26 protein-coding genes are annotated in these 17,842 nt (G+C 66.6%); 25 read left to right on the top strand and 1 reads right to left on the bottom strand.

The window, feature by feature from the left end; all coding sequences use genetic code 11:
- Positions 1-264 precede the first annotated feature (264 nt).
- The 25 genes from rpsL to ACFO8M_RS05885 all read left to right on the top strand — a co-directional run bounded on the left by rpsL (position 265) and on the right by ACFO8M_RS05885 (position 16,826).
- Complete coding sequence (rpsL, locus tag ACFO8M_RS06005; protein ID WP_091039811.1) at positions 265-636, top strand: 30S ribosomal protein S12; 372 nt, start codon at positions 265-267, stop codon at positions 634-636.
- Positions 637-639: 3 nt separating this feature from the next.
- Positions 640-1,110, top strand: a complete 471-nt coding sequence (gene rpsG / locus ACFO8M_RS06000) for a 30S ribosomal protein S7 (RefSeq protein WP_030155149.1) — start codon at positions 640-642, stop codon at positions 1,108-1,110.
- Between the two features lie 21 nt (positions 1,111-1,131).
- On the top strand, positions 1,132-3,237 hold the full coding sequence (gene fusA, locus ACFO8M_RS05995; RefSeq protein WP_387971916.1) for an elongation factor G: 2,106 nt from the start codon (positions 1,132-1,134) through the stop codon (positions 3,235-3,237).
- Positions 3,238-3,366: 129 nt separating this feature from the next.
- Positions 3,367-4,560: an elongation factor Tu gene (gene tuf / locus ACFO8M_RS05990; RefSeq protein WP_387971913.1), complete on the top strand. Its 1,194-nt coding sequence runs from the start codon at positions 3,367-3,369 to the stop codon at positions 4,558-4,560.
- A gap of 458 nt (positions 4,561-5,018) precedes the next feature.
- Complete coding sequence (gene rpsJ / locus ACFO8M_RS05985) at positions 5,019-5,327, top strand: 30S ribosomal protein S10 (RefSeq protein ID WP_026922761.1); 309 nt, start codon at positions 5,019-5,021, stop codon at positions 5,325-5,327.
- A 7-nt stretch (positions 5,328-5,334) separates the two neighbouring features.
- On the top strand, positions 5,335-5,982 hold the full coding sequence (gene rplC / locus ACFO8M_RS05980) for a 50S ribosomal protein L3 (protein WP_387971910.1): 648 nt from the start codon (positions 5,335-5,337) through the stop codon (positions 5,980-5,982).
- A gap of 2 nt (positions 5,983-5,984) precedes the next feature.
- Entirely contained in the window at positions 5,985-6,635 is a 651-nt protein-coding gene (rplD, locus tag ACFO8M_RS05975) for a 50S ribosomal protein L4 (RefSeq protein WP_387971907.1), read from the top strand.
- Entirely contained in the window at positions 6,632-6,946 is a 315-nt protein-coding gene (gene rplW, locus ACFO8M_RS05970) for a 50S ribosomal protein L23 (protein ID WP_387971904.1), read from the top strand. Before rplD ends, rplW begins: the two co-directional genes overlap by 4 nt.
- An 11-nt stretch (positions 6,947-6,957) precedes the next feature.
- Entirely contained in the window at positions 6,958-7,800 is an 843-nt protein-coding gene (gene rplB / locus ACFO8M_RS05965) for a 50S ribosomal protein L2 (RefSeq protein ID WP_387971901.1), read from the top strand.
- 3 nt (positions 7,801-7,803) lie between these two features.
- Complete coding sequence (gene rpsS, locus ACFO8M_RS05960) at positions 7,804-8,085, top strand: 30S ribosomal protein S19 (RefSeq protein WP_208496280.1); 282 nt, start codon at positions 7,804-7,806, stop codon at positions 8,083-8,085.
- Between the two features lie 38 nt (positions 8,086-8,123).
- Positions 8,124-8,588, top strand: a complete 465-nt coding sequence (gene rplV, locus ACFO8M_RS05955; RefSeq protein WP_091039819.1) for a 50S ribosomal protein L22 — start codon at positions 8,124-8,126, stop codon at positions 8,586-8,588.
- A complete protein-coding gene (gene rpsC / locus ACFO8M_RS05950) occupies positions 8,588-9,409 on the top strand; it encodes a 30S ribosomal protein S3 (RefSeq protein WP_387971896.1) in 822 nt (273 codons plus the stop codon). Before rplV ends, rpsC begins: the two co-directional genes overlap by 1 nt.
- A 5-nt stretch (positions 9,410-9,414) precedes the next feature.
- Positions 9,415-9,840, top strand: a complete 426-nt coding sequence (gene rplP, locus ACFO8M_RS05945) for a 50S ribosomal protein L16 (protein WP_136528409.1) — start codon at positions 9,415-9,417, stop codon at positions 9,838-9,840.
- 2 nt (positions 9,841-9,842) lie between these two features.
- Complete coding sequence (gene rpmC / locus ACFO8M_RS05940; protein ID WP_205326516.1) at positions 9,843-10,076, top strand: 50S ribosomal protein L29; 234 nt, start codon at positions 9,843-9,845, stop codon at positions 10,074-10,076.
- Positions 10,073-10,342: a 30S ribosomal protein S17 gene (gene rpsQ, locus ACFO8M_RS05935; protein WP_091039822.1), complete on the top strand. Its 270-nt coding sequence runs from the start codon at positions 10,073-10,075 to the stop codon at positions 10,340-10,342. Before rpmC ends, rpsQ begins: the two co-directional genes overlap by 4 nt.
- 12 nt (positions 10,343-10,354) lie before the next feature.
- The gene (gene rplN / locus ACFO8M_RS05930) at positions 10,355-10,720 is read left to right on the top strand and encodes a 50S ribosomal protein L14 (RefSeq protein WP_387971890.1); all 366 of its coding nucleotides are present in this window, start codon (positions 10,355-10,357) and stop codon (positions 10,718-10,720) included.
- 3 nt (positions 10,721-10,723) lie between these two features.
- Entirely contained in the window at positions 10,724-11,038 is a 315-nt protein-coding gene (gene rplX / locus ACFO8M_RS05925) for a 50S ribosomal protein L24 (RefSeq protein WP_387971883.1), read from the top strand.
- A complete protein-coding gene (gene rplE / locus ACFO8M_RS05920; protein WP_387971880.1) occupies positions 11,038-11,607 on the top strand; it encodes a 50S ribosomal protein L5 in 570 nt (189 codons plus the stop codon). Before rplX ends, rplE begins: the two co-directional genes overlap by 1 nt.
- Complete coding sequence (locus ACFO8M_RS05915) at positions 11,607-11,792, top strand: type Z 30S ribosomal protein S14 (protein WP_030155111.1); 186 nt, start codon at positions 11,607-11,609, stop codon at positions 11,790-11,792. The genes rplE and ACFO8M_RS05915 overlap by 1 nt, the downstream gene beginning before the upstream one ends.
- Positions 11,793-11,880: 88 nt before the next feature.
- Positions 11,881-12,288 carry a 30S ribosomal protein S8 gene (gene rpsH / locus ACFO8M_RS05910; RefSeq protein ID WP_360410633.1) on the top strand — a complete coding sequence of 136 codons (408 nt, stop codon included), beginning with the start codon at positions 11,881-11,883 and terminating at the stop codon, positions 12,286-12,288.
- A 16-nt stretch (positions 12,289-12,304) separates the two neighbouring features.
- Positions 12,305-12,844: a 50S ribosomal protein L6 gene (rplF, locus tag ACFO8M_RS05905; RefSeq protein WP_270109027.1), complete on the top strand. Its 540-nt coding sequence runs from the start codon at positions 12,305-12,307 to the stop codon at positions 12,842-12,844.
- Positions 12,844-13,239 carry a 50S ribosomal protein L18 gene (rplR, locus tag ACFO8M_RS05900; protein ID WP_387971876.1) on the top strand — a complete coding sequence of 132 codons (396 nt, stop codon included), beginning with the start codon at positions 12,844-12,846 and terminating at the stop codon, positions 13,237-13,239. The genes rplF and rplR overlap by 1 nt, the downstream gene beginning before the upstream one ends.
- 148 nt (positions 13,240-13,387) lie before the next feature.
- On the top strand, positions 13,388-15,184 hold the full coding sequence (locus ACFO8M_RS05895; RefSeq protein ID WP_387971873.1) for a glycoside hydrolase family 3 protein: 1,797 nt from the start codon (positions 13,388-13,390) through the stop codon (positions 15,182-15,184).
- Positions 15,185-15,327: 143 nt separating this feature from the next.
- On the top strand, positions 15,328-16,101 hold the full coding sequence (locus tag ACFO8M_RS05890) for a lysozyme (protein ID WP_387972366.1): 774 nt from the start codon (positions 15,328-15,330) through the stop codon (positions 16,099-16,101).
- 56 nt (positions 16,102-16,157) lie between these two features.
- On the top strand, positions 16,158-16,826 hold the full coding sequence (locus tag ACFO8M_RS05885; RefSeq protein WP_387971870.1) for a peptidoglycan recognition protein family protein: 669 nt from the start codon (positions 16,158-16,160) through the stop codon (positions 16,824-16,826).
- Between the two features lie 125 nt (positions 16,827-16,951).
- On the opposite strand, the gene ACFO8M_RS05880 is transcribed toward ACFO8M_RS05885, so the two are convergent.
- Positions 16,952-17,833 carry a MurR/RpiR family transcriptional regulator gene (locus tag ACFO8M_RS05880; RefSeq protein WP_387971867.1) on the bottom strand — a complete coding sequence of 294 codons (882 nt, stop codon included), beginning with the start codon at positions 17,831-17,833 and terminating at the stop codon, positions 16,952-16,954.
- Between the last annotated feature and the right edge of the window lie 9 nt (positions 17,834-17,842).

Raw genomic sequence — 17,842 nt, 5'->3', positions numbered from 1 at the left:
CACTGGGGGCTTCGTGAACACGGCCATGATGGCCGGTCCTGACGGATTCGTTTACGAACGCGTCTGAACCTGCACGATGGCGGACTTCGGTCTGCCGCTGATGCCGGTATGGGTCCGGAGAGACGCGACACGCCCGAACGCGGGGGACGGAAACCTACGCCATTGACCTGGGCCTTTACAGGGCCAGTTTTACGGTGTGGGGAACAGGTGACGTCACCGAGACAGGAATACGCAACCGTCGACTGTTGAGAGGGGTTCGCCTCAGTGCCAACCATCCAGCAGCTGGTCAGGAAAGGCCGCAAGGCCAAGACCAGCAAGAACAAGACGCCCGCGCTGAAGGGCAGCCCGCAGGCTCGCGGTGTGTGCACGCGTGTGTACACCACGACGCCGAAGAAGCCGAACTCGGCCATGCGCAAGGTCGCCCGTGTGCGCCTCATGAACGGCACCGAGGTCACCGCCTACATCCCTGGTGTGGGCCACAACCTGCAGGAGCACTCGATCGTGCTCGTGCGCGGCGGTCGTGTCCGCGACCTGCCCGGTGTCCGCTACAAGATCATCCGCGGCGCGCTCGACACCCAGGGTGTCCGCGACCGCAAGCAGGCCCGCAGCCGCTACGGCGCGAAGAAGGAGAAGTAAGCCATGCCGCGTAAAGGTCCCGCGCCGCGCCGGCCGCTTACCGCCGACCCGGTCTACAACTCGGTGCTCGTCACCCAGCTGATCAACAAGGTCCTCAAGGACGGCAAGCGCCGCCTCGCCGAGCGCATCGTCTACGAAGCCCTCGAGAACTGCCGCAAGAAGGCCGACTCGGACCCCGTGGTGATCCTCAAGCGCGCGCTCGACAACGTCAAGCCCACCCTTGAGGTCCGCTCCCGCCGTGTCGGTGGCGCCACCTACCAGGTTCCGGTCGACGTGCGCCCGCAGCGCGCCACCACCCTGGGTCTCCGCTGGCTCGTCGGGTACTCCCGCGACCGCCGCGAGAAGAGCATGGTCGAGCGTCTGACGAACGAGATCCTGGACGCCTCGAACGGCCTCGGCGCCGCGGTCAAGAAGCGTGAGGACACGCACAAGATGGCCGATTCCAACAAGGCATTCGCGCACTACCGCTGGTAGTCGCAGAGAGACTGAGAGATCGTGGCTAATAAAGCTAACGCGGCGCTCGCCAAGCTCCGCAACATCGGCATCATGGCCCACATCGACGCCGGAAAGACGACCACCACCGAGCGCATCCTGTACTACACGGGCGTGTCGCACAAGATCGGTGAGGTCCACGACGGCGCCGCGACCATGGACTGGATGGAGCAGGAGCAGGAGCGTGGTATCACCATCACCTCCGCCGCTACCAAGTGCGAGTGGGACGACCACGTCATCCAGATCATCGACACGCCCGGCCACGTCGACTTCACCGTCGAAGTGGAGCGTTCGCTCCGCGTGCTCGACTCCGCCATCGCCGTCTACGACGGTGTCGCGGGCGTCGAGCCGCAGACCGAGAACGTCTGGCGTCAGGCGAACAAGTACGACGTTCCTCGTATGTGCTTCGTCAACAAGCTCGACCGCACCGGCGCGAACTTCTTCCGCTGCGTCGAGATGATGCAGGACCGCCTCAACTCGAACACCGCGGTGATCCAGCTCCCGATCGGGAACGAGGCCGACTTCATCGGCGTCGTCGACCTGGTCGAGATGCACGCCAAGGTGTGGCGCGGCGAGACCGGCCTCGGCGAGGAGTACACGGTCGAGGAGATCCCCGCGGACCTGGCCGACCAGGCCGAGGAGTACCGCGAGAAGCTCCTGGAGACCCTCTCGGACGTCGACGACGAGTTCGCGGAGAAGTTCCTCTCCGGCGAGGAGATCACGACTCCCGAGGTCAAGGCCGCGATCCGCAAGGCCACGATCGCCAACCAGATCAACCCGGTGCTCTGCGGTACCGCGTTCAAGAACAAGGGCGTTCAGCCCCTGCTCGACGCGGTCGTGGACTACCTGCCGAGCCCGCTCGACATCCCGGCGATCCAGGGGACCCTCACCGACAACGAGACCCCCGCCGAGCGTCACGCGGACGTCGAGGAGCCCTTCGCGGGCCTGGCGTTCAAGATCCAGACCGACAAGCACCTCGGTCGTCTGACCTACGTCCGGATCTACTCGGGCTCGGTCACGACCGGCACTCAGGTCATCAACTCGACCAAGAGCCGCAAAGAGCGCGTCGGCAAGATCTACCAGATGCACGCCAACAAGCGCGAAGAGCGCTCGGAAGCGCACGCCGGCGACATCATCGCGGTGCAGGGCCTCAAGGCCACCACCACCGGTGACACGCTGAGCGACACGGGCAACCAGGTCATCCTGGAATCGATGATCTTCCCGGAGCCGGTTATCGACGTGGCCATCGAGCCGAAGTCGAAGGCCGACCAGGACAAGCTGGCCACCGCGATCCAGCGCCTCGCCGAAGAGGACCCGACCTTCCGGGTCAAGACCGACGAGGACTCCGGCCAGACGATCATCTCCGGCATGGGCGAGCTGCACCTCGACATCTTGGTCGACCGCATGAAGCGGGAGTTCAACGTCGAGGCCAACATCGGCAAGCCGCAGGTGGCCTACCGCGAGACGGTCACGCAGCGGATCGAGAAGGTCGAGTACCTGCACAAGAAGCAGACCGGTGGTTCCGGTCAGTTCGCGCGCGTGCTCGTCAACCTCGAACCGCTGGAGATGAAGTCGAACGAGGACGAGATCTTCGCCTTCGACGACAAGATCACCGGTGGCCGCATCCCGCGCGAGTACATCCCGTCGGTCAAGGCCGGCGCGGAGAGCGCCCTCGAGGACGGCGTCCTCGCGGGTTACCCGCTCGTGGGCGTCAAGATGGAACTGATCGACGGTCAGTACCACGAAGTCGACTCCTCGGAAATGGCCTTCAAGATCGCCGGTCGCATGGCGCTCAAGGAAGCCGCGAAGAGGGCTCGCCCCGTCATCCTCGAGCCGATGATGTCCGTGGAGGTCATCTGCCCCGAGGAGAGCATGGGCGATGTCATCGGCGACATCAACTCCCGTCGCGGCATGGTCCAGGAGATGGGCGAGCGCGGCAACGACCGTACGGTCAAGGCCGTCGTGCCGCTGTCGGAGATGTTCGGTTACGTCGGCGACCTGCGGTCGAAGACGGCCGGGCGTGCGAACTACTCGATGCAGTTCGACACCTACGCCGAAGTCCCGGCGAACGTCGCCAAGGAAATCATCGCCAAGGCGACAGGCGAGTAAGCGGCTCGGGCGCCCAAGCCTGGGCGCCCACCGCTGACCACCTGTTGCCAGCAAAGGCGCTGTTGCCCCGAAGCGACGCAATAGGTCAGATAAGTCAAACCAGATTTACACAGTCCACAGGAGGACGAAGTGGCTAAGGAAAAGTTCGAGCGGACCAAGCCGCACGTGAACATCGGCACGCTCGGTCACGTCGACCACGGCAAGACCACGCTCACCGCTGCGATCACCAAGGTCCTGCACGACAAGTTCCCGGACCTCAACCCGTACACGCCGTTCGATGAGATCGACAACGCTCCCGAAGAGCGCCAGCGCGGTATCACGATCTCGATCTCGCACGTCGAGTACCAGACCGAGGCCCGGCACTACGCGCACGTCGACTGCCCCGGGCACGCCGACTACATCAAGAACATGATCACCGGTGCGGCCCAGATGGACGGCGCGATCCTCGTCGTGTCCGCCGCTGACGGCCCCATGCCCCAGACGCGTGAGCACGTGCTGCTCGCCCGCCAGGTCGGTGTCCCCTACGTCGTGGTGGCGCTCAACAAGTCCGACATGGTCGACGACGAGGAAATCCTCGAGCTCGTCGAGATGGAGGTCCGCGAGCTGCTGTCCGACCAGGGCTTCCCGGGCGACGACGCGCCGGTCATCCAGGTCTCCGCTCTGGGCGCCCTCGAGGGCGAGCAGAAGTGGGTCGACGCCGTCGCCGAGCTCATGCAGGCCGTCGACGACTCGGTCCCGGAGCCGGAGCGCGCGACCGACCTGCCGTTCCTCATGCCGATCGAGGACGTGTTCACCATCACCGGTCGCGGCACCGTCGTCACCGGTCGTGTGGAGCGCGGTGTGCTCCTCCCCAACGAGGAAGTCGAGATCGTCGGCATCCGCGAAGGCGCGATCCAGACCAAGGTCACCGCCATCGAGATGTTCCGCAAGACCCTCGACGACGCGCGCGCCGGTGAGAACGTGGGCCTCCTGCTCCGCGGCACCAAGCGCGAAGAGGTCGAGCGCGGCATGGTCGTCGTGAAGCCGAAGACCACCACGCCTCACACCGACTTCGAGGCCGCGGTCTACATCCTGTCCAAGGACGAGGGTGGGCGTCACACGCCGTTCTTCAACAACTACCGTCCGCAGTTCTACTTCCGGACCACCGACGTGACCGGCGTCGTGACCCTCCCCGAGGGCACCGAGATGGTCATGCCGGGCGACAACACCGACATGAAGGTGGAGCTGATCCAGCCCATCGCCATGGACGAGGGTCTCCTCTTCGCGATCCGCGAGGGTGGCCGCACCGTCGGTTCGGGCCGCGTCACCAAGGTCCTCAAGTAAGACCGATTGCCGGGGTGGCCCCCTTGGCGCGGCTCTCGAGCCGCATCAACGCCTAGAGGGTCACCCCGGTTCACTTGCGTCTCATATCGAACGCTTCGTGCTCGACGATCACCGTCGATCCGGCGCTTGAGACGCGAACCAAGCGCATACGCGTAACCTGTCCCACTGTTCCCCGACCCCAGCTTGCTGGGCTAATGGGGGACCAGGCATAATATTCAGGTTGCGTACGCTCCGGCGTTTCCAGTGCTGTGCACTGAAAACTACGCCGGTGCTCACGCCCGGCCCGCGGGCCCGAGTAGGCACTTGACCGTGCTGAGAGGGACCGTTTCATGGCGGGCAGGCGGGCGAGATCAAGAGATCAACTGAAGGCACTGCTGTGCCCAAGCCAGTCTCGCACTCGCGACACGCCCGACCGCGTGGAGCGGTCTGAACAGCCAATTTACGTTAGGTTAGGAATCATGGCGGGACAGAAGATCCGCATTAGGCTGAAAGCCTACGACCACGAGGTCGTGGACTCCTCGGCCCGCAAGATCGTGGAGACGGTCACCCGTACGGGTGCTGCCATCTCCGGGCCGGTGCCGCTGCCGACTGAGATCAACCGCTTCTGCGTGATCCGGTCGCCGCACAAGTACAAGGACTCGCGCGAGCACTTCGAGATGCGCACGCACAAGCGCCTCATCGACATTCTCGACCCGACCCCGAAGACGGTCGACTCGTTGATGCGCCTTGACCTCCCGGCCGGCGTCGACATCGAGATCAAGCTGTAGGGGACCAATGGACAGGCAGATCAAGGGAATCCTGGGCACCAAGCTCGGCATGACCCAGGTTTGGGACGAGAACGGCCGCGCCGTTCCCGTCACTGTGGTGCAGGCCGGGCCGAACGTGGTCACCCAGGTTCGCAAGCCCGACGTCGACGGCTACTCGGCCGTTCAGCTGGGCTTCGGCGACATCAAACTCAAGAACGTGACGAAGCCGCTCCAGGGCCACTTCGAGAAGGCTGGCGTCGCCGCGCGTCGCCACCTCGTCGAGCTGCGCACCTCGGACGCCGCCGAGTACGACCTCGGTCAGACCATCGAAGCCACCATCTTCGAGACCGGTCAGATCGTGGACGTCACCGGCACCACCAAGGGCAAGGGCTTCGCCGGCGTCATGAAGCGCCACGGCTTCGGCGGTCTCCCCGCCAGCCACGGTGCGCACAAGGTCCACCGCGCCCCCGGTTCCATCGGTGGCTGCGCGACCCCGGGCCGCGTCTTCAAGGGCATGCGCATGGCCGGCCGGATGGGCCACAACCGTCACACCACGCAGAACCTGCGCATCCAGGCGGTCGACGCCGAGCGCGGTCTGCTGCTCATCGTGGGCGCCATCCCCGGGCCGAAGAACGGCCTGGTGCTCGTCCGCACGGCAGTGAAGCAGGTGGCTTAATCATGAGCCTTGAAATCAACGTCAAGAACGCCTCTGGCGAAGAGACCGGGAAGACCATCGCGCTCCCGGCGTCGATTTTCGACGTCGAGCCGAACATCCCGCTCATGCACCAGGTCGTCACGGCGCAGCTGGCCGCCGCCCGCTCGGGCTCGGCCAACACCAAGACCCGCGCCGAAGTGCGCGGCGGTGGCAAGAAGCCGTACCGGCAGAAGGGCACCGGTCGCGCCCGTCAGGGTTCGATCCGCGCGCCGCAGTTCGCCGGCGGCGGCGTCGTCCACGGCCCCAAGCCGCGGTCGTTCGCCGAGCGGACCCCCAAGAAGATGAAGGCGGCGGCTCTGGCCGGCGCCCTCACCGACCGGGCCCGCGGCGAGAACGTGCACGTCATCGACGTCTTCATCGAGGGCGACGCGCCCAAGACGAAGACCGCTCAGGCCGCCCTGGCCGCGATCACCGAGTCCTCCAAGGTCCTGGTGGTCCTGACCCGCGACGAGCAGACCGCTGCTCTGAGCCTGCGCAACCTTCCCGAGGTGCACCTGCTCGACTGGGGCCAGGTCAACACCTACGACGTGCTCAACAACGAGGACATCGTGTTCAGCGAGGCCGCCATCGAGGCGTTCATCGCTGACCGGACTGAGCAGGAGGTCGCGGCGTGAGCGAAGTGACCGTCGCCGACCCGCGCGACATCATCATCAAGCCGGTCATCTCGGAGAAGACCTACACCCTCCTCGGTGAGGGCAAGTACACCTTCGAGGTCGACCCGCGCGCCAACAAGAGCCACATCAAGATCGCCGTCAAGCAGATCTTCGGTGTGGACGTCAAGAGCGTCAACACCCTGAACCGCTCGGGCAAGCGCAAGCGCACCCGTACGGGCTGGGGACAGCGCAAGAGTGTCAAGCACGCGATCGTCACCGTGGAAGGCGACCCCGGTCGCCTGGGTGAGATCTTCGGCGGACAGATCTCGTAGGAGCAAGAAGCATGGCTATTCGCAAGTACAAGCCGACGACGCCCGGGCGTCGTGGCTCGAGCGTCTCCGACTTCGCCGAGATCACCCGTTCGACCCCCGAGAAGTCGCTGCTCCGTCCGATCTCCAAGACCGGCGGGCGCAACAACTCGGGCAAGATCTCGACGCGTCACCGCGGTGGCGGCCACAAGCGCCGTTACCGTGTGATCGACTTCCGTCGCCACGACAAGGACGGCGTGCCGGCGAAGGTCGCGCACATCGAGTACGACCCGAACCGCACCGCGAACATCGCGCTGCTGCACTACGCGGACGGCGAGAAGCGGTACATCCTGGCCCCCAAGGGGATCAAGCAGGGTGACCTGATCGAGAACGGCCCGGAGGCCGACATCAAGCCCGGCAACTCGCTGGAGCTGCGTCACATTCCGGTCGGTACCACGATCCACGCGGTGGAGCTCAAGCCCGGCGGCGGCGCCGCTCTGGGCCGCTCCGCGGGCGCCTCGATCCAGCTGCTCGCCCGTGAAGGCAAGTACGCGCACCTGCGCATGCCTTCCGGCGAGATCCGCCTGGTCCAGGTGACCTGCCGCGGCACCGTCGGCGAAGTCGGCAATGCCGAGCAGGGCAACATCAACTGGGGCAAGGCCGGCCGCATGCGCTGGAAGGGCTGGCGCCCGACCGTCCGCGGTGTCGTCATGAACCCGGTCGACCACCCGCACGGTGGTGGCGAGGGCCGTACGTCCGGTGGTCGTCACCCGGTGAACCCGCAGGGTAAGCCCGAGGGCCGCACCCGCAAGCGCAACCACCCGAACGACCGGCTCATCGTCCGTCGTCGCAACGTCAACCGGAAGCGAGGGAAGTAGTCCATGGCTCGCAGCCTCAAGAAGGGCCCGTTCATCGACGACCACCTGCAGAAGAAGGTGGACGTTGCGATCGAGACCAAGAGCAAGAACGTCATCAAGACGTGGTCGCGCCGCTCGACGATCACCCCCGACTTCATCGGGCTGACCTTCGGCGTCCACGACGGCCGCAAGCACGTTCCGGTCTACGTCACGGAGAACATGGTCGGGCACAAGCTCGGCGAGTTCGCTCCCACCCGCACGTTCCGCGGGCACGAGAAGGACGACCGGAAGAGCCGTCGCCGCTAGGCCACGGGCTATGAGAAACGAACGAAGGATTTAAAACGATGGCAACAGTGGAGCAGGAGGCTCCGAAGGCGCGCGCGTCGGCGCGGTACGTCCGCGTAGCACCTCGCAAGGCGCGCCGCGTCGTCGACCTCGTGCGTGGTCTGCCCGTGGACGAGGCCTTGACGACTCTCGAGTTCGCGCCTTTCAGCGCGGCCGAGATCGTGTACAAGGTCATCGCGTCGGCTCAGGCGAACGCCGAGAACAACCTCGGTCTCGACCCGGAATCGCTTCTGGTGTCCGAGATCAAGGTCGACGAGGGCCCGACCATGCGTCGGTACCGCCCGCGCGCCCACGGTCGCGCCTACCGGATCAACAAGCGCACCAGCCACATCACCGTGGTGGTCGAGTCGGTCCAGGCCAAGCAGTCCGCCTCTCCCTCGGTTCGCCGGCCCAAGGCCGCCGCTCCGAAGCCGGTCGAGGCCGACGTGAAGTCCGAGAACGCTGAGAAGGAGGAGACCGCCTAATGGGTCAGAAGATCCACCCGCACGGGTACCGCCTCGGCATCAGCGCCGACTGGACGTCGCGTTGGTACGCCGACAAGGAGTACGCCGAGTACATCGGCGAGGACGTCAAGATCCGCCAGCTCATGACCAAGGGTCTCGAGCGCGCCGGCATCTCCAAGGTGGAGATCGAGAGGACCCGCGAGCGGGTTCGCGTCGACATCCACACCGCCCGCCCGGGCATCGTCATCGGCCGTAAAGGCGCCGAGGCCGATCGTCTGCGCGGCAACCTGGAGAAGCTGACGGGCAAGCAGGTCCAGCTGAACATCATCGAGGTCAAGAACCCCGACGTCGATGCTCAGCTCGTCGCCCAGGGCGTCGCGGAGCAGCTGTCCAGCCGTGTCAACTTCCGTCGCGCGATGCGCAAGGCCATTCAGTCGGCCATGCGCAACCCGACGGTCAAGGGCATCAAGGTGCAGTGCTCGGGCCGCCTCGGCGGCGCGGAGATGTCCCGTTCGGAGCAGTACCGCGAGGGCCAGGTCCCGCTGCACACGCTCCGCGCGAACATCGACTACGGCCTGTTCGAGGCCGCCACGACCTTCGGCCGCATCGGCGTGAAGGTCTGGATCTACAAGGGTGAGGCCACGCTCAAGGAGCAGGCCGAGCAGGTGCAGCGTCGTCGTGACTCCGGTCCCGACCGCGGCGGTCGCGGTGGCGACCGTGGCGGCCGTGGCGGTGCCGGTGGCGCTCGCGGTGGACGCGGCCGTGGTGGCCGTGGCGCCGCTCAGCCTGCCGAGGCCGCTGTCGCCGCGCCCGCCGCTGAGACTGAGAAGCAGGAGGGCTAAGCGACATGCTCATGCCACGGAAACCGCCGCGCGGTTACCGGAAGCCTCACGCTCCGAAGCGCAAGGGCAAGGCCACTCGGGGCACGAAGGTCTCCTTCGGCGAGTACGGCATCCAGGCGCTGGAGCACAGCTATGTGACCAACCGCCAGATCGAGTCCGCTCGTATCGCCATGACCCGCCACATCAAGCGTGGCGGCAAGGTCTGGATCACGATCTTCCCGGACCGTGCGATCACGAAGAAGCCCGCCGAGACCCGTCAGGGTTCCGGTAAGGGTTCGCCCGAATTCTGGGTGGCCAACGTCAAGCCGGGCCGCGTCATGTTCGAGCTCTCTTACCCGACCGAGGAGATCGCCCACGAGGCACTGCAGCGTGCGATCCACAAGCTCCCGATGAAGTGCCGCATCGTGAGCCGTGAAGGGGCAGGGGAGTAGACATGGCTACTGGTATCGACACCGGTGAGCTGCGCGAGCTCAACGACAAGGAACTCCAGGCGAAGCTCGTGGAGAAGAAGGAAGAACTGTTCAACCTGCGTGTCCGTAACGCTACGGGCCAGCTGGAGAACAACCACGAGCTCGGTCTGGTCCGCAAGGAGATCGCGCGGATCTACACCGTCATGAACGAGCGCCGGCTGGGCCTCAGCGCCGCGCCGGAGGAGGTTGAGAAGTGAGCGAGGAAACTCAGACTCGCGGACGGCGCAAGGTGCTCGAAGGCTTCGTCGTCGGCGACAAGATGGACAAGACCGCCGTCGTCGAGGTCGAAGACCGCAAGAAGCACGCGCTGTACGGCAAGGTCGTCAAGTCCAACAAGAAGTACAAGGCTCACGACGAGGCCAACGAGGCCGGCATCGGTGACCGTGTCTCCATCATGGAGACCCGTCCCCTGTCGAAGACCAAGCGTTGGCGCATCGTCGAGATCCTCGAGAAGGCGAAGTAGGAGGATCGGGACGTGATTCAGCAAGAGTCGCGGCTCAAGGTCGCCGACAACACCGGTGCGCGGGAGATCCTGTGCATCCGTGTCCTCGGCGGCTCCGGCCGACGCTACGCCGGTATCGGCGACACGATCGTGGCCACCGTCAAGGACGCCACCCCGGGTGCCGGGGTGAAGAAGGGTGACGTCGTCAAGGCCGTCATCGTTCGCACGGTCAAGGAGACGCGCCGTCCCGACGGCACGTACATCAAGTTCGACGAGAACGCCGCTGTCCTCGTCAAGGACGGCGAACCGCGAGGGACCCGTATCTTCGGGCCGGTCGCCCGCGAGCTGCGCGACAAGCAGTTCATGAAGATCATCTCCCTCGCACCGGAGGTGCTGTAAGAGATGAAGATCAAGAAGGGCGACCGAGTCCGCGTCATCGCTGGCAAGGACAAGGGTGCCGAGGGACTGGTCCTGGAGGCGTACCCCGACCGCGAGCGTGTGCTCGTCGAGGGCGTCAACCGGATGACCAAGCACACCAAGGCCGGGCAGACCGCCCGCGGTTCGAAGACCGGTGGCATCGTGGTGCAAGAGGCCGCGATCCACGTTTCGAACGTGCAGGTGCTCGACGCCGACAACCAGCCCACTCGCGTGGGTTACCGGTTCGGCGACGACGGCCGCAAGGTCCGTGTTTCGAAGCGGACGGGTAAGGACCTGTAATGACTGACGTTGCAGAGAAGGTCCAGCCGCGCCTGAAGGAGACCTACCGGTCCGACATCAGGCCCGCGCTGCAGGACCAGTTCAAGTACACCAACATCCACCAGATCCCCGGTCTGACGAAGATCGTGGTCAACATGGGTGTCGGTGAGGCCGCTCGCGACTCCAAGCTCATCAACGGGGCGCTCGAGGACCTGACCACGATCACCGGTCAGAAGCCTCTCGTCCGTCGGGCCAAGAAGTCGATCGCGCAGTTCAAGCTGCGCGAGGGCCAGGCGATCGGCGCGAAGGTCACCCTTCGCGGCGACCGCATGTGGGAGTTCCTCGACCGCCTCCTGGCGATCGCGCTGCCGCGCATCCGCGACTTCCGCGGGCTCTCGGACCAGCAGTTCGACGGCAACGGGAACTACACCTTCGGTCTCACCGAGCAGAGCGTGTTCCCCGAGATCGACCAGGACAAGATCGACCGGGTTCGCGGTATGGACATCACCTTGGTGACCACCGCGAAGACCGACGACGAAGGCCGGGCGTTCCTGAAGCTGCTCGGTTTCCCGTTCAAGGAGAACGACTAATGGCGAAGAAAGCCCTCATCGCGAAGGCCAAGCGGAAGCCGAAGTTCGCCGTGCGCGCCTACACCCGCTGCCAGAAGTGCGGCCGGCCGAAGGCCGTCTACCGCAAGTTCGGCCTGTGCCGCGTCTGCGTGCGCGACATGGCCCACGCGGGTGAACTCCCGGGCGTCCACAAGGCCTCCTGGTAAGCCACCGGCTTCCTAGAACTCCGATCGCCACAGGCCCCGCCGGTCTTCATAAGGCGGGGAACCGGGGTGAGAAAGGTAAACAACGCTAATGACAATGACCGACCCGATCGCAGACATGCTGACCCGTCTGCGGAACGCCAACCAGGCGTACCACGACGAGCTCAAGATGCCGCACTCCAAGATGAAGGCCTCCATCGCGGAGGTCCTCAAGCAGGAGGGCTACATCGCCGAGTGGCGCGTCGTGGACCCTGAAGAGGGCAAAGTCGGCAAGACCTTGGTCATCGACCTGAAGTTCGGCGAGCGCCGCGAACGGTCCCTTGCGGGCCTGCGCCGCGTCTCCAAGCCGGGCCTGCGGGTCTACGCCAAGTCCACTGAGCTGCCGCGCGTCCTCGGCGGCCTGGGTGTGGCCATCGTGTCCACCTCCCAGGGCCTGCTGACCGACCGTCAGGCTCGCAAGCGCGGCGTTGGCGGCGAAGTCATCGCCTACGTCTGGTAGCAGGAGGGTATTAAGCATGTCCCGCATTGGGAAGCAGCCGATTCTGGTGCCCTCCGGCGTCGAGCTCAAGATCGATGGCGCGACGGTGACCGTGAAGGGCCCCAAGGGCCAGCTCAGCACTGAGCTGCCCGAGCCGATCGGCATCGAGAAGAACGAGGACGGGACCTTCGCGGTCACCCGCCCCAACGACGAGCGCAAGTCCCGTGCCCTGCACGGCCTGGCTCGCAGCCTCGTCAACAACATGGTCGTCGGCGTCTCGGAGGGCTACAAGAAGTCCCTCGAGATCAACGGCACCGGTTACCGGGCCGTCGCCAAGGGCAAGGGCGTGGAGATGAGCCTCGGCTTCTCCCACACCATCCAGGTCGACGCCCCGGAAGGCATCTCGTTCAAGGTCGAGAAGCCGACCCTGCTGCACGTCGAGGGCATCGACAAGCAGCTCGTCGGTCAGGTCGCGTCGAACATTCGCCGACTGCGTCCGCCGGAGCCCTACAAGGGCAAGGGCGTGAAGTACGTCGACGAGCGCATCCGCCGCAAGGCCGGAAAGGCTGGTAAGTAATGGCGAGCAAACTCGAAAACCGCCGCCCCTCCGGGTCCGTCTCGGAGCGTCGCCGGATCGGCAAGAACCGCCGTCACTTCCGCGGCCGCAAGAAGATCACGGGTACGGCTTCGCAGCCGCGCCTCGCGGTCTTCCGGTCCTCGAAGCACATCGTGGCCCAGGTCATCGACGACGTCACCGGCCACACGCTGGCCGCCGCGTCGACGGTGGAACCCGGTCTGCGCGCGTTCGAGGGCGACAAGACCGCCAAGGCCAAGGAAGTCGGCAAGCTGATCGCCGAGCGTGCGAAGGAAGCCGGCGTCGAAGCCGTCGTCTTCGACCGCGGTGGCGTGAAGTACCACGGCCGCGTCGCGGCCCTGGCCGACGCCGCCCGTGACAACGGCCTGAAGTTCTAGTCCGCTAGAACGGCTATTCGCAGGGCCGGGCCGGAGCATTCGCTCCGGCCCGGCTTTCGTCATGTCTTGGGGTATTTCGATGTGATTCGCGTCAGTGGCCACGCGGGTCGGCCTTGCACGGGGTGTGGGCTTGAGCCAGTATGGGCGGGTGCGTTCGCCGAAACTCTCCCGCAAGACCGTGCTCGCCTCGAGCGTGGCCGGGGCCTTCGCGGTCGTCGGCGGGGGCGCCGTGATCGCCGAGGCCGCGTCCCGGCGGGGCGAGGACGAGCCCGAGGGGGACCCGACGATGGAGGCGACGCCCGACTGGGTCGAGACGCAGCTGGCGTCGATGTCCCTGCAAGCCAAGGTCGGCCAGTTGTTCATGGTCTACGTGCACGGCGAGTCGGCCGATTCGGACCATGCCGATGCGGTCGCCTCGAACCGGCAGCGCCTCGGTGTGGACGATGGCGCTGCGTTCGTCGCCGACTTCGCCCCGGGTGGGATCATCTACTTCGATTGGGCCAACGGCCTGACCGATCCTGACCAGATCGTGGCGCTCTCGAACGGCCTCCAGGAGGCCGCTGACCTCCCCCTGCTGATCGCGACCGACCAGGAGTACGGCACGGTCGTGCGGATCAAGGAGCCCACCACGCAGTTCCCCGGGTCGATGCCGCTCGGCGCGACCGGTGACACCGAGGCCGCGAACCGCGCGGCCGAAGTGGCAGGTACCGAGCTGCGGGCCATGGGCCTCAACCAGAACTTCGCTCCCGACGCCGACGTGAACGTCGACCCGGCGAACCCGGTGATCGGCGTCCGCTCCTTCGGGTCCGATCCCGAGTCGGTGAGCGGTTTCGTCGCGGCCCAGGTGAGCGGCTACCAGGCCGGGGGAGTGGCGGTGTCCGCCAAGCACTTCCCGGGCCACGGCGACACCGGGACGGACAGCCACGTGGGCCTGCCGGTCATCACGCACACCGCCACGGAGTGGGAGCGGATCGACGCCCCGCCGTTCACGGCGGCGATCGCGGCCGGCGCCGACATGGTCATGTCCGCCCACATCCAGTTCCCGGCCCTCGACGACTCGCTCAAGCCCGCCACGCTGTCTGAACCGATCCTCACCGGGCTGCTGCGCGACCGCCTCGGCTTCGAAGGCGTCATCATCACCGACTCCCTTGAGATGCAAGGGGTCCGCACCGAGTACGGCGACGAGCGGGTGCCGGTGATGGCGATCCTGGCCGGAGCCGACATGCTGCTCATGCCGCCGAACTTCAAGCTCGCCTACGACGCGGTGCTCGGGGCCGTCGAGTCGGGGGAGCTGACCGAGGAGCGCATCGACGCCTCGGTGCGGCGCCTGCTCGCACTCAAGCTGGCCCGCGGCATCATCGGGGAGCCGACGACCGACCCCGACGCGGTCGACGTGGTCGGTGCCGACGAGCACCTTGCAATGGCCGCCGACATCGCGGACCGCTCGATCACGCTGCTCGCCAACGACGGCACGCTGCCGCTCGAGGCCGGGAATGTCCTGGTGACCGGCTGGGGCGAGAACACGACCGCCCGACTGACCGAATCGCTCACCGCCCAAGGCCTGCAGGCGGAAGCGCTCGTCACCGGGGATGACCCGGATGCCGACGCGATCAAGTCCGCGGTGGCCGCCGCCGTGGGCCGCGACCTCGTCGTGGTGTCGACGTTCAATGTCAAAGCCGGTGGCGCGCAGGCGAACCTAGTGGCCGAGCTGCTGAAGGCCGGCCTCCCGGTCGTCACCGCCGCCGTCGGCACCCCCTACGACGCCGCACACCTCGGCGGAGCCAACGCGAGCCTGGCGACGTACTCGTACACGACCGCCTCCCTTGCGGCCCTGGCGAAGGCCATCACCGGCGCGATCAACCCGAGCGGCGTGCTGCCCGTGGACGTCCCCGCCGCCACAGGCGAGATCGCGTACGCCCTCGGGCACGGCCTGAACTACGCGTAGTCGTTCACTCGCGCGTCGTAGAAAGTTATTTTCACACGCTTGACTCTTCGTGGAGTTTATCTCCATACTGGGATCCGGGTGCAAATCCACGCACTCACCCCCAATCCCCTGATCTCCTGACAACCAGGGAGTACAGCGTGAAGATCTTCCCCACCCATCGAAAACGACCTTCCGGACGCCGCGGCCTCCGCGCCGCCGTCGTACTGCTGGCGGCCACCGTGATGACCGCAGCCGGACTCGCCGTCGCGAGCCCGGCGCAGGCGCAGACTCGCATCGCCGGGATCGACGTCTCCAACTACCAGGGCGCCATCAACTGGACCTCGGTCAAGAACTCCGGCGTCCAATGGGCCTACATCAAGGCCACCGAGGGCACCACCTACAAGGACCCCCGGTTCAACACGAATTACCCGGCGGCCCACGCGGCCGGCGTGATCCGCGGGGCGTACCACTTCGCCCGGCCGAACTCCTCGAGCGGCACCGCGCAGGCGGACTACTTCGCCAGCAACGGCGGTGCCTGGTCCGCCGACAACCTCACCCTGCCCGGCGCGGTCGACCTCGAGGCCCCGCCCTCGGGCGCGGCCTGCTACGGCCTCACCACCACCCAGATGCGCACCTGGATCACCGACTTCTACAACCGGTACAAGGCGCGCACCGGCCGCGACGTGGTCATCTACACGACCGCCTCGTGGTGGAACTCCTGTACCGGTTCATGGACCGGCATGGCTTCGAAGAGCCCGCTGTGGGTCGCGCACTGGGGCGCCTCGTCCCCGACGCTCCCGGCCGGCTGGAGCAGCACGACCTGGACGTTCTGGCAGTACACCGCGACCGGATCGGTCCCGGGCATCTCCGGCAACGTCGACCGCGACCACTTCAACGGCGCACGCGACCGCCTGCTGGCGCTCGCGAACAACACCTAGGAACCCGGAGTCCGGGGGCCCGACCGGCCCCCGGACTCCGGCGTCTGGAGGCAGGCATGGACGCAGACCACCAACGCATCCGCCGCAGGGTCCTGTTCGGGACCGGCGCGGCCGGACTCCTCGGGGCCGCCGGATTCGCGGCCCTCGCCGCGCCGGGCGCGAGCGCCCAGGCGGTCGAGCCCGACATCGACGCGACCGACGTGTGGGGCGCGCGGACCCCCAACGGCACCAACCCGGTCATCTCCGGTAGCCCGGGCAGGCTCATCGTGCACCACACGGTCGCCGCGAACACCGAGGACTTCTCCCGCGAGCAGGCGCACGCCCACGCGAAGTGGGTGCAGGACCTGCACATGGACGACAACGGCTGGCGCGACACGGGATACAACTTCATCGTGAGCCGCGGCGGCTGGATCACCGAGGGCACCACCGGGAGTCTCGACGCGCTGCTGTCGGGCGAGCGGTTCATCCAGGGCATCCACACCTCGGGGCAGAACACGCAGGCGCTCGGCATCTCGAACGAGGGCTCCTACCACGACGGCGCGGAACCACCTGCGGCGCAATGGGATTCGCTGGTCGCGGTGTGCGCGTTCGCATGCGAGCAGTATGCGATCCCGTCGAGCGAGATCTACGGGCACATGGACTTCAACTCGACCCAGTGCCCCGGGATCTTCCACGACCGACTCCCGGAGCTCCGGGAAGCGGTCGAAGAGGCGCGCGGAAGCTAAGCGGCACAAGCTAGTTATTCCGGCACTAGCCTTCAAATCGGACAGTCGGGATCCCCCCGAATTCAACAATGCCCGAGAGGGCCGACAGAACGGCGCGTCCCGCGTAGGGCGCGCCGTTCGTGTCGTCAGGCGCGTTGGCGGCCGGAGACGGCCGCTGCCGTCGCTGCGAGCGCCTTCGCGGTTCGCTTGCGCTGCTTCGCGGCCACTCCGACGAAGAGGCAGTCGACGACCATCAATTGCGCGATGCGGCTGACCGTCGCTCCGGAGCGGAACGTCGTCTCCCGGGCCGCGGTCGTCAGCACCAGGTCGGCGGCCTTCGCCAGCGGCGACCGCGCGTGGTTCGTGATGGCGATCGTCGTCGCCTCCCGGTCGCGGGCCGATTCCAGGAACTCCACGGTCTCCGTGGTCGCCCCCGAGTGCGAGATCGCCACCGCGACGTCCTTCGGGCCCGCCAGCGCGCTCGCGACCAATGCCGAGTGCACGTCGGGCCACGAGAAGGCGGTGCAGCCGATGCGGTGGAACTTCTTGACGAGGTCCAGGGCCACGATTCCGGAGGCCTCCACGCCGAACACGTCGATGCGGCCCGCGCTCGCCAGGGCTGCGACGGCGGCCTCGCAGGCGGCCGTGTCGAGCGCGTTTGCCGTGTCGGTGATCGCGCCGACGTCGGCGTAGCTGACCGTGGCGATGATGCGGGACATGTCTGCGCCCGTGGGGATGTCGCCGCCCGCGATCTCGCGGTCGGGTCCTTCGCCGGTGCCGATGACGGCCTGCGCGGCGCGCATCCGCAGCTCGCGGTGCCCGGCGAGGCCGAGGGAGCGGCAGAATCGCACGACGGTGGCTTCGGAGGTGCCCGCCGCGCGGGCGAGTTCGGTGATCGTCCGGGTCGAGGCGGCCTCGGGTTCGCGGATGATTTCTTGGGCGACCTTGGTCTCGGCCTTGGACAGTGAGGGCAGGACCGATTTGATGAGCACCAGGAGGTTGGGCGTGTCGGTGCGGCTGGCTGGCATGACGACACC

The sequence above is a fragment of the Glycomyces rhizosphaerae genome, from assembly GCF_042647865.1.
GTDB lineage: Bacteria > Actinomycetota > Actinomycetes > Mycobacteriales > Micromonosporaceae > Glycomyces > Glycomyces rhizosphaerae.
This window is presented reverse-complemented; position numbering and strand designations above follow the sequence as displayed.